The sequence below is a fragment of the Halopseudomonas sp. genome, from assembly GCF_041579695.1.
Classification (GTDB): domain Bacteria; phylum Pseudomonadota; class Gammaproteobacteria; order Pseudomonadales; family Pseudomonadaceae; genus Halopseudomonas.
In genome coordinates this window covers 1-8394 of record NZ_JBFGFI010000096.1, presented here as the reverse complement: position 1 = coordinate 8394, position 8394 = coordinate 1, and the positions used below count along the sequence as shown (strand labels likewise).

Genomic DNA, 8394 nt, shown 5'->3' with positions numbered 1-8394 from the left:
TTCGAGGATGCAGCAAACGCTCGCGTCGGCTGGTTCAGAATCAACAACGGCAATCCCAGTGTCACCATGCGCAGTCTTGCTTCCGGTGCTGAAAAGTCAACACTCTTCAATTCGGTTTATGATTATGTGATGAACCAGGGCCTGGGCGGCACACCGAATCGCCGGGCAATAAACGAGGCGGGAAAACTGTTCCGCGATGATACGAATATCATCCAGTATGCGTGTCAATCCAATACCACCGTTTTGTTTACGGACGGATATTCGAATGCCGACTTCCCAGACAACACCAACTATGATGCTGGAAAAGGCGCGCCTTACGCTGATACAGCAAGCGGGACCATTGCCGACCTGGCGATGAAATACTACGACAGTTCACTTGTGCCGCTGCGCACTGGTACCGCCTTCCCCGCGGGCAGGGTGCCTGTTCCGACAGAGTGCAGTCTGACCAATCGCGACCCGTCTTTGGACTGTAACCGCAATCTGCACATGAACACTTATGCGGTAACCCTGGGTACCAAAGGCATCCTTTTTGACCCTGACAGCCCGGTAAATCCGTATCAGTCCCCGCCCGCATGGTGGTCCAGCTTTACCGATCGTAATCCGAAGGCTATTGATGACCTGTGGCACGCCACAATCAATGGTCGTGGAGCGCTGCTGAACGCTAATACTCCAGCACAAGTCAGCTCTGAGATGAAGAAGGTTCTTAGCACTATTCTGGCGCGCGTAGGATCGGCGTCCAGTGTCGCGGCTAACTCAACCAGGCTGGATACTGATACCCGGATTTTCCAGGCAAAGTTCGACAGTGCCGATTGGTCGGGTGAGGTCTTGGCCTACTCGGTGGGCGCAAATGGTGATATCAAGGATCAAATCTGGTCGACTGATGACACCATCAAACACGACTCGCTGAGGAAACTCTTCAGCTGGAATGGCACCTCCGGGATCAATTTTACCACGACACTGAGCAATTACTCGGCTGCGCAATTGACTGCTCTTGGCAGCAGTGCCGCGGAGCGTGCCGCTCGAATCGCATGGGTCCGCGGCGCCCAGGCACAGGAGCTGAGAAATGGAGGAAGCTATCGCAATCGGGTAAAGGTGCTTGGTGACGTGATCAACTCCGATCCCACTTTCATAGGCAAGGATAACTTCCGCTACGATCTGTTGCCCGAGGGTCTGGATGGCAGTTATAAAACGTTCATGACCAGTAAGGACAGTCGGCCGCCTCTGCTGCTTTTCGGTGCCAATGACGGTATGTTGCATGGCTTGAATGCAATTAATGGACAGGAGCTGTTCGGTTATGTTCCAGGGTCCATCTATCCGAAACTGACCAAGCTGACAGATCCTTTGTATTCGCATAACTTTCTTGTCGATGCTACTCCTCGGATCGGGGATGCTTTCCTTAATGGCGGCTGGAAGACGATAGCGGTTGGCGGAACAGGCCTGGGTGGCAGATCAATATTTGCACTTGATGTGACGAATCCCGTTGGCATGACCAACACTAGCGTTCTTTGGGAAATTAGCGGCCAGCTGCAGAGTGGAGGTTCCACTCATGGCATTGGTGAGGGGATCGGGCAGCCAACCATCGTCAGGCTTGCTGATGGTAATTGGGGAGCGGTTTTCGGCAATGGTTACAACAGCGGTGATACCGTCAAGTTGGTGATCGTTAGGCTGGACACCGGTGCCGTCATTCGGGTCATTGATACGGGTGTTTCGGGCGTAGATAATGGCTTGGGGCCGGTAGCGCCGGTAGACATCCAGGGCGACCGAATTACTGATTATGTTTACGCCGGTGATCTGGAGGGCAACCTTTGGAAGTTTGATCTTACCTCTACTAATTCTGGCCAATGGGCCTCGGCATTCAAACAGGGCAATACACCCAAGCCATTGATCACTGTTGCGGTGGGTACGCAAAAGCAGCCGATTACCAGCAGGCCTGTCGTTGGCAGGCATCCAGATGGCGGTTACATGGTGTATTTCGGTACGGGTAGTTACTTTAAAGAGGGTGATAACGTGGTTGGACCTACGCCTCCTCTCCAGCGGTTCTATGGCGTTCGAGATGCCGGATCTGTGGTTTCCACAACGTCACTTCAGCGCCAGACCATTGTTTATCAGGACAATGTGGCAGGCTTTGGCCCGGCCAGGGTTTATTCGGATACGTTGGTTAACTACCCGGCAAAGGCTGGCTGGTATCTGGATCTTAAGTACCCTGCAGACGGCTCAGCCAATGGGGAGCGCGTAGTCAGTACACCTCTTCTGCGTTTTGGCCGGATTATCTTCACCAGTATTATTCCTTCCCAGGATCCTTGTGATTTTGGCGGTACGAGCTGGATCAACGAAGTTGATGCAATAAGCGGGGCGCGGCTCACTTATTCGGTGTTCGATATAAATGGTGATGGCCGAATTGATGATGGTGACTTTGTTCAGCTTGCGGATGGCACCAAGGTGCCCGTCGGAGGCAAGGGGTTCAATGAAATCATCAAGACACCGGGTATCGTTGGTGCAGGTGAGCGAGAGTACAAGTACACCTCGGGTTCTAGTGGCACGCTGGCGGTAACCGCAGAGGCTGGTGATCCCGCACCGGTTGGACGTCAATCCTGGAGGCAGTTGCAATGAAGGTGTTTTCACGCATGAAGGCAAGCAAGGGCTTTACCCTGATAGAGCTGATGATAGCGGTGGCTATCATCGGCATACTGGCGGCTGTTGCTTATCCGGCCTATCAGGATTATGTGCGAAAAGGCCATCGGGCGGACGCGGCTGCGGCGCTCATGGAATCAGCGCAGTCGCTCGAGCGCTACTATTCCATTAATGGCAGCTACACAAAGGCAGGCAGCGCGACGGCAATTGCGGAGGTCTACAAAACGCAGGTTCCACAGTCCGGGACTACCATGTATTCGATCACTGCGTCTGGCGGTAGAAATACTTTCACGCTAACAGCTGCAGGTAGCGGAATGATGAGCAGTGACGTGTGCGGGAGTCTGACTTTGTCCCATGCCGGAGCAAAAGGAGTGAGTGGCAGTAAGCCTGTGGACTATTGTTGGTAGCGCGGATGGGTTATCAGGCGTGCTGTTCCAGCAGCACGCCGCTTTCCATGTGGTCTGTATAGGGAAACTGATCAAACAGCGCACATCGGGTAATCCGGTGCGTGCTGCTCAGGTCCTGCAGATTCGCCGCCAGTGTTTCGGGATTACATGAGATATACAGGATGCGCTGGTAACCCCTGACCAGCTCTAGCGTCGCCGGATCAAGGCCTGCCCGTGGTGGGTCGACGAATACGGTGCCGAAGTTGAAGCTTTGCAGATCGATGCCCTGCAGGCGCCGGAATTCGCGCACGCCAGTCAGCGCCTGAGTTACCTCTTCGCTGGCCAGTCTTACCAGGGTTACATTCTCTACCTGGTTCATTTCCATGTTGGCGATAGCCGAATAAACCGAGCTTTTAGACAGTTCAGTTGCCATCACCTTGCGGAAACAGGACGATAGCGGCAGCGTGAAGTTGCCATTCCCGCAGTAGAGTTCCAGCAGATCATCATCGTTGCTGCCGGCAGCGTCCTGAGCCCAGTTCAGCATGTGCTGATTCACGCGGCCGTTGGGCTGGGTGAAGCCGCCTTCTACCTGCTGATAACGCCAGGTCCGGCCCCTCACTTCCAGCTCTTCAATCACGTAGTCACGTTCGAGAACGCGCTTGCGTCCGCGGCTGCGCCCGATTACCAGAATATCCAGTTGCTCTGCCAGTCGCTGAGCGGCTGCATCCCATGTTTCATCAATTGGGCGGTGATAGCACAGGCTTACCAGTGCTTCATCCGACAGCGTGGTCAGGAACTCGACTTGGAACAGTTTGCGGCCCAGTAAGGGATCGGCCCTGCAGGCATCCAGCAGAGGGCCCATCAACTCGTTGATGCGGCGGCTGGCTATCGGCAGTTGATCGATCAGGATCGGCTTGTACTTGTTGCCCTTCTCGAACATGGCGTAGTGCGGCTGGCCAGCTTCGTACCAGAGCCTGAATTCTGCGCGTAGACGGAAGTGCTCGCGGGGAGACTCGAATACATCAGGCTCTGGCGCATTGAATGGTGCCAGCAGCGCGACCAGGCGCTGCCGTTTGGCAGCAAGCTGCTGGTCGTATTCGCTCGGATCGAAGGAGAGGCTCATCAGTTGAACAACGCGAGTTTGATGATGAAAAGGGCAGCCAGTGCATACAGGCTGGGGTTCAGGTCACGCCAGCGGCCGGCCAGGAGTTTGATCAGCGTCCAGCTGATAAAGCCCAGAGCGATGCCGTTGGCGATGGAGAAGGTCAGGGGCATGGTGATCGCGGTAATGACCACTGGAGCGGCAACCGTGAGATCTTCCCAGTCGACCTGGACCAGGCCGCCGGTCATCAGTACAGCGACGAACAGCAAGGCCGGGGCGGTGGCGAACGCGGGTACCGCTCCCGCCAGTGGCGAAAAGAACAGACTTATCAGGAACAGCAGGGCAACGACACAGGCTGTGAGGCCGGTTCTGCCGCCTGCAGCCGTGCCTGCGGCCGATTCGATGTAACTGGTAGTAGTTGAGGTGCCCATGGCAGCCCCTGCCATGGTGGCGGTGCTGTCGGCCATCAGCGCACGGCCCAGGCGTGGCAGTTTACCGTCCGCCTCGACCAGGTTTGCCCGCTGGGCAACACCGATCAGTGTGCCAGAGGTGTCAAAGAGGTCGACGAACAGGAATGCAAAGATCACGCTGATCATGCCGATTTCCATCGCACCGCGTATATCCAGCTCAAGGAAAGTGGGCGCAAGGCTCGGCGGTGCGGAAACCACACCGGTAGCCTCGGTAAATCCGGCGAGCAGGCTGATACCGGTAATCAGCAAAATGCCGATCATCACTGCGCCGGTTACCTGGCGGTAGGCCAGTGCAACAATGACGGCGAACCCCAGGCCGGCGAGCAGCGGGGCAGGTTGGGTCAGATCGCCCAGTGTCAGCAGCGTGGCGGGGTGGTCAACTACCAGGCCGGCGTTCTTCAGGGCGATCAGGGCGAGGAACAGACCGATGCCAGCGGCAATGGCGGAGCGCAGCGCCATGGGAATGCTGTTGATGATCCATTCACGGACCTTGAAAATGCTCAGCAGAAAAAACAGGAAGCCGGAGATGAACACCGCACCCAACGCCACTTGCCAGCTGTAGCCCATCGAGCCGACGACTGTATAGCTGAAGAACGCGTTCAGGCCCATGCCGGGGGCGAGGGCGATCGGATAGTTGGCCCACAAGCCCATGATCAGCGAGCCGATGGCGGCGGCAAGACAGGTGGCCACAAAGGCTGCGCCGGGATCGATACCGGCATCGGCCATCATCATCGGATTGACGAAAATGATGTAGGCCATAGTCAGGAAGGTGGTCAGGCCGGCAATGACTTCGGTGCGCACGCTGGTGCCGTGTGCTTGCAATTGAAACAACTTTTCCAGCATGGCGGTGTCTCGCTTGGGTGTGACGTGAAAAGGCCGGCATTGTAACGGACTGGTGTCGTTTAATGAATTCCTGCCGTGTTTATGGCAGGCTTTATGGCCATTTCCCAGGGAGTACCGGTATGAGCGACACTTTCGATACAGACGAAAAGCGCGTCAGCTACGGCATTGGCCGCCAGATGGGCGACCAGTTGCTGGGGAGTAATATCCCCGATCTGAGCATTGATCTGGTGGTTGCAGGCTTGCGCGATGCCTTTACCCAGCAGCCGAGCCAGGTCGACGAGGCTGCGCTGCAGCAGGCATTCCAGGGGTTGCAGGCAAAGATGCAGGCAGTAGCGGAAGAAGTGGCGCGGGCCGCAGGGCAGGCAGGGGCTGATTTTCTTGCGCAGAATGCCGAACGTCCGGGCGTCATTACGCTGGAGTCAGGTTTGCAGTACGAAGTTGTCAGTGAAGGCGATGGCGCGACACCTGATGCATCCTCGACCGTGCGCACGCATTACGAGGGCACGCTGATAAGCGGCGAGGTGTTCGACAGCTCCTACAAGCGCGGCGAGCCGGCAGAGTTCCCTGTGGGCGGTGTTATCGCCGGCTGGACTCAGGCCCTGCAATTGATGCGCGAAGGTGACAAGTGGCGGTTGTTCATCCCGGCGGAACTGGCCTATGGTGGCCGGGCTGCCGGTAGCATCCCGCCGCACAGCACGTTGATATTTGATATCGAGCTGTTGAAGGTTCTTTAAGAGCCTTTCGCGCCGGGGCCGTCGCTCTTATCTTTAGGGATGCTTTAGGAATGGCGGTTTCGGCACGAAGATCGTCCTTCAGTAAGCCCGCTCGATCGCAAACTCGGCCAGCTGCTCCAGCGAATCGCGATATTCCGAGGCGGGCAGTACCTGCAAAAGCCTGATTGCTTCGTCGATATGCGTGCGGGCCAGTTGTGAGGTGTAATCCAGCGCACCGCACTCACGCACGGCTTGCTGTATCGCGGTGATGTCTTCGATGCCGCCTTTTTGAATCGCCTGGCGGACCTGTTGCGCCTGCTCTGCAGTGCCTTCGCGCATGGTATAGATCAGCGGCAGGGTAGGCTTGCCTTCGGCCAGATCGTCGCCCACGTTCTTGCCCATTGCCTCGGCATCACCGGTGTAATCCAGTACGTCGTCAATCAACTGGAAGGCGATCCCCAGAGCGTTGCCATATTGACGCAGTGCTTCAATCTGCTTTGCGTCGGCGCCAGCCAGAATGCCGGCGCTGTGGGTGGAGGCCTCGAACAGCATCGCGGTCTTGCTGCGGATCACTTCCATGTAGGTCGCTTCGTCGGTACCGGCGTCGCGAACCTTGGTCAACTGCAGCACCTCGCCCTCGGCAATCACGTTGGTCGCGTTGGCCAGCACCTGCATGATGCGCATGTCGCCGAGTTCAACCATCATTTCGAAGGCGCGGGAATAGAGGAAGTCACCGACCAGTACGCTGGGTGCATTGCCCCATTTGGCATTGGCGGTAGAGCGTCCGCGGCGCTGGTCGGAAGTGTCGACCACGTCGTCATGCAGGAGTGTAGCGGTGTGCAGGAATTCGATGATGGCCGCCAGGCTGTGCTGGCGCGAATCATTCAGACCGCATGCGCGGGCGCTGAGCAGAACTACCAGGGGGCGTAGACGTTTGCCGCCGGCGCTGATGATGTAACTGCCGATTTTCTCCACCAGAGGAACGCGTGAATGCAGCTGGCGTATGATCAGCTGATTGACGGAGTCAAAATCATCGGTGACCGCGTTATAAAAAGGCAGGGTGGACATTAACTGCACATTCCTTGAAGGTTGCGCGGCATGCTAGGCGGCAGGCCCTGCGCTGTCAAGAAAACCGCGGTCTGGCGCTCCGCGGCGAGGTTATCGAGGCGGCATTGCAGAGCGTACAGAAGGCTTGCGCTGCGCAGCGTCTTTGCGTAGAATTCCCGCCCCTGAAAACCGTATTTACGGAGCAGATTTACAGCATCCCTGTTTTAACAATGGCAAGGTAGGGCCCGATTGGCGGGTTCACTTGCAGCCATGCCGGCCACTAACGATTATACCTAAGCGCCGGGTGAGCAGGATTACGGAGAAAGCATCATGTACGCAGTGATTGTAACCGGTGGTAAGCAGTACAAGGTCGCCGAAGGCGAGTTCCTGAGAGTGGAGAAGCTGGACGTCGAGACTGGCGCCAGCATCGATTTCGACCGCGTTCTGCTGGTTGGTAATGGTGATGACGTACAGATCGGTGCGCCGGTTGTCGAAGGCGCCAAGGTGACTGCAGAAGTCAGCGCCCACGGCCGTGGCGACAAGATCCGCATCATCAAGTTCCGTCGCCGCAAGCACCACATGAAGCGTCAGGGCCACCGTCAGTGGTACACCGAAATCAAGATCACCGGCATCTCTGCCTAAGCCCATTGAGGAGATAAACACCCATGGCACACAAAAAAGCAGGCGGCTCCACACGTAACGGTCGCGATTCCGAATCGAAACGCCTTGGCGTTAAGATGTACGGCGGCCAGGCCATCATCCCGGGCAACATCATTGTTCGCCAGCGTGGTACTGAATTCCATCCCGGCAAGAACGTCGGCATGGGCAAGGATCACACCCTGTTCGCTAAAGCGGCTGGCGTGATCAAGTTCGAAGTGAAGGGCAAGTTGGGTCGTCGCTACGTGAACGTCGTAGAAGCCTGATACCACCCTCGGTTCGAAAAAGCCCTGTCTGACGACGGGGCTTTTTTGTTTGTCACTTTTGTAGCAACCTTTAATCCATCCCGTAGCGGGAGGGAGCAAGATGAAATTTGTTGATGAAGTGTCCATCACGGTCAAGGCCGGCGATGGGGGCAATGGCTGCATGAGTTTTCGCCGGGAGAAGTTCATTCCCAAGGGCGGACCTGATGGCGGCGATGGCGGCGACGGTGGCTCGATTTACCTGATGGCTGCGGAGAACTGCAACACCCTGGTTGATTACCG

Annotated in this window: 8 protein-coding genes and 1 pseudogene; 6 read left to right on the top strand and 3 right to left on the bottom strand. The window is 56.8% G+C overall.

Going from position 1 to position 8394, the window contains the following annotated elements; all coding sequences use genetic code 11:
- Together ABYA88_RS13990 and ABYA88_RS13985 are read left to right on the top strand one after the other, a co-directional pair.
- The coding region (locus ABYA88_RS13990; RefSeq protein WP_373188008.1) for a pilus assembly protein at positions 1-2610 on the top strand (2610 nt) is incomplete at its 5' end.
- The gene (locus ABYA88_RS13985) at positions 2607-3038 is read left to right on the top strand and encodes a type IV pilin protein (protein WP_373188007.1); all 432 of its coding nucleotides are present in this window, start codon (positions 2607-2609) and stop codon (positions 3036-3038) included. The genes ABYA88_RS13990 and ABYA88_RS13985, both read left to right, overlap by 4 nt.
- A 13-nt stretch (positions 3039-3051) precedes the next feature.
- Here the strand turns inward: ABYA88_RS13985 and trmA are convergent, their stop codons facing one another.
- Together trmA and ABYA88_RS13975 are read right to left on the bottom strand one after the other, a co-directional pair.
- Positions 3052-4140 (bottom strand): tRNA (uridine(54)-C5)-methyltransferase TrmA, encoded by a 1089-nt coding sequence (gene trmA / locus ABYA88_RS13980; RefSeq protein WP_373188006.1) that lies wholly within the window; start codon positions 4138-4140, stop codon positions 3052-3054.
- Positions 4140-5432: an NCS2 family permease gene (locus ABYA88_RS13975; RefSeq protein WP_373188005.1), complete on the bottom strand. Its 1293-nt coding sequence runs from the start codon at positions 5430-5432 to the stop codon at positions 4140-4142. Before ABYA88_RS13975 ends, trmA begins: the two co-directional genes overlap by 1 nt.
- Before the next feature lie 119 nt (positions 5433-5551).
- Here ABYA88_RS13975 and ABYA88_RS13970 point away from each other — a divergent pair, with 119 nt between their 5' ends.
- On the top strand, positions 5552-6166 hold the full coding sequence (locus ABYA88_RS13970) for an FKBP-type peptidyl-prolyl cis-trans isomerase (RefSeq protein WP_373188004.1): 615 nt from the start codon (positions 5552-5554) through the stop codon (positions 6164-6166).
- 78 nt (positions 6167-6244) lie between these two features.
- Here ABYA88_RS13970 and ABYA88_RS13965 read toward each other — a convergent pair whose 3' ends face one another.
- On the bottom strand, positions 6245-7213 hold the full coding sequence (locus ABYA88_RS13965) for a polyprenyl synthetase family protein (protein WP_373188003.1): 969 nt from the start codon (positions 7211-7213) through the stop codon (positions 6245-6247).
- A 309-nt stretch (positions 7214-7522) separates the two neighbouring features.
- On the opposite strand from ABYA88_RS13965, the gene rplU reads away from it, so the two are divergent.
- The 3 genes and pseudogenes from rplU to obgE all read left to right on the top strand — a co-directional run.
- On the top strand, positions 7523-7834 hold the full coding sequence (rplU, locus tag ABYA88_RS13960; RefSeq protein ID WP_373188002.1) for a 50S ribosomal protein L21: 312 nt from the start codon (positions 7523-7525) through the stop codon (positions 7832-7834).
- 23 nt (positions 7835-7857) lie between these two features.
- Positions 7858-8115: a 50S ribosomal protein L27 gene (gene rpmA, locus ABYA88_RS13955; RefSeq protein ID WP_150278154.1), complete on the top strand. Its 258-nt coding sequence runs from the start codon at positions 7858-7860 to the stop codon at positions 8113-8115.
- Between the two features lie 100 nt (positions 8116-8215).
- Positions 8216-8394, top strand: a pseudogene (gene obgE, locus ABYA88_RS13950) (GTPase ObgE); the annotation flags it as partial.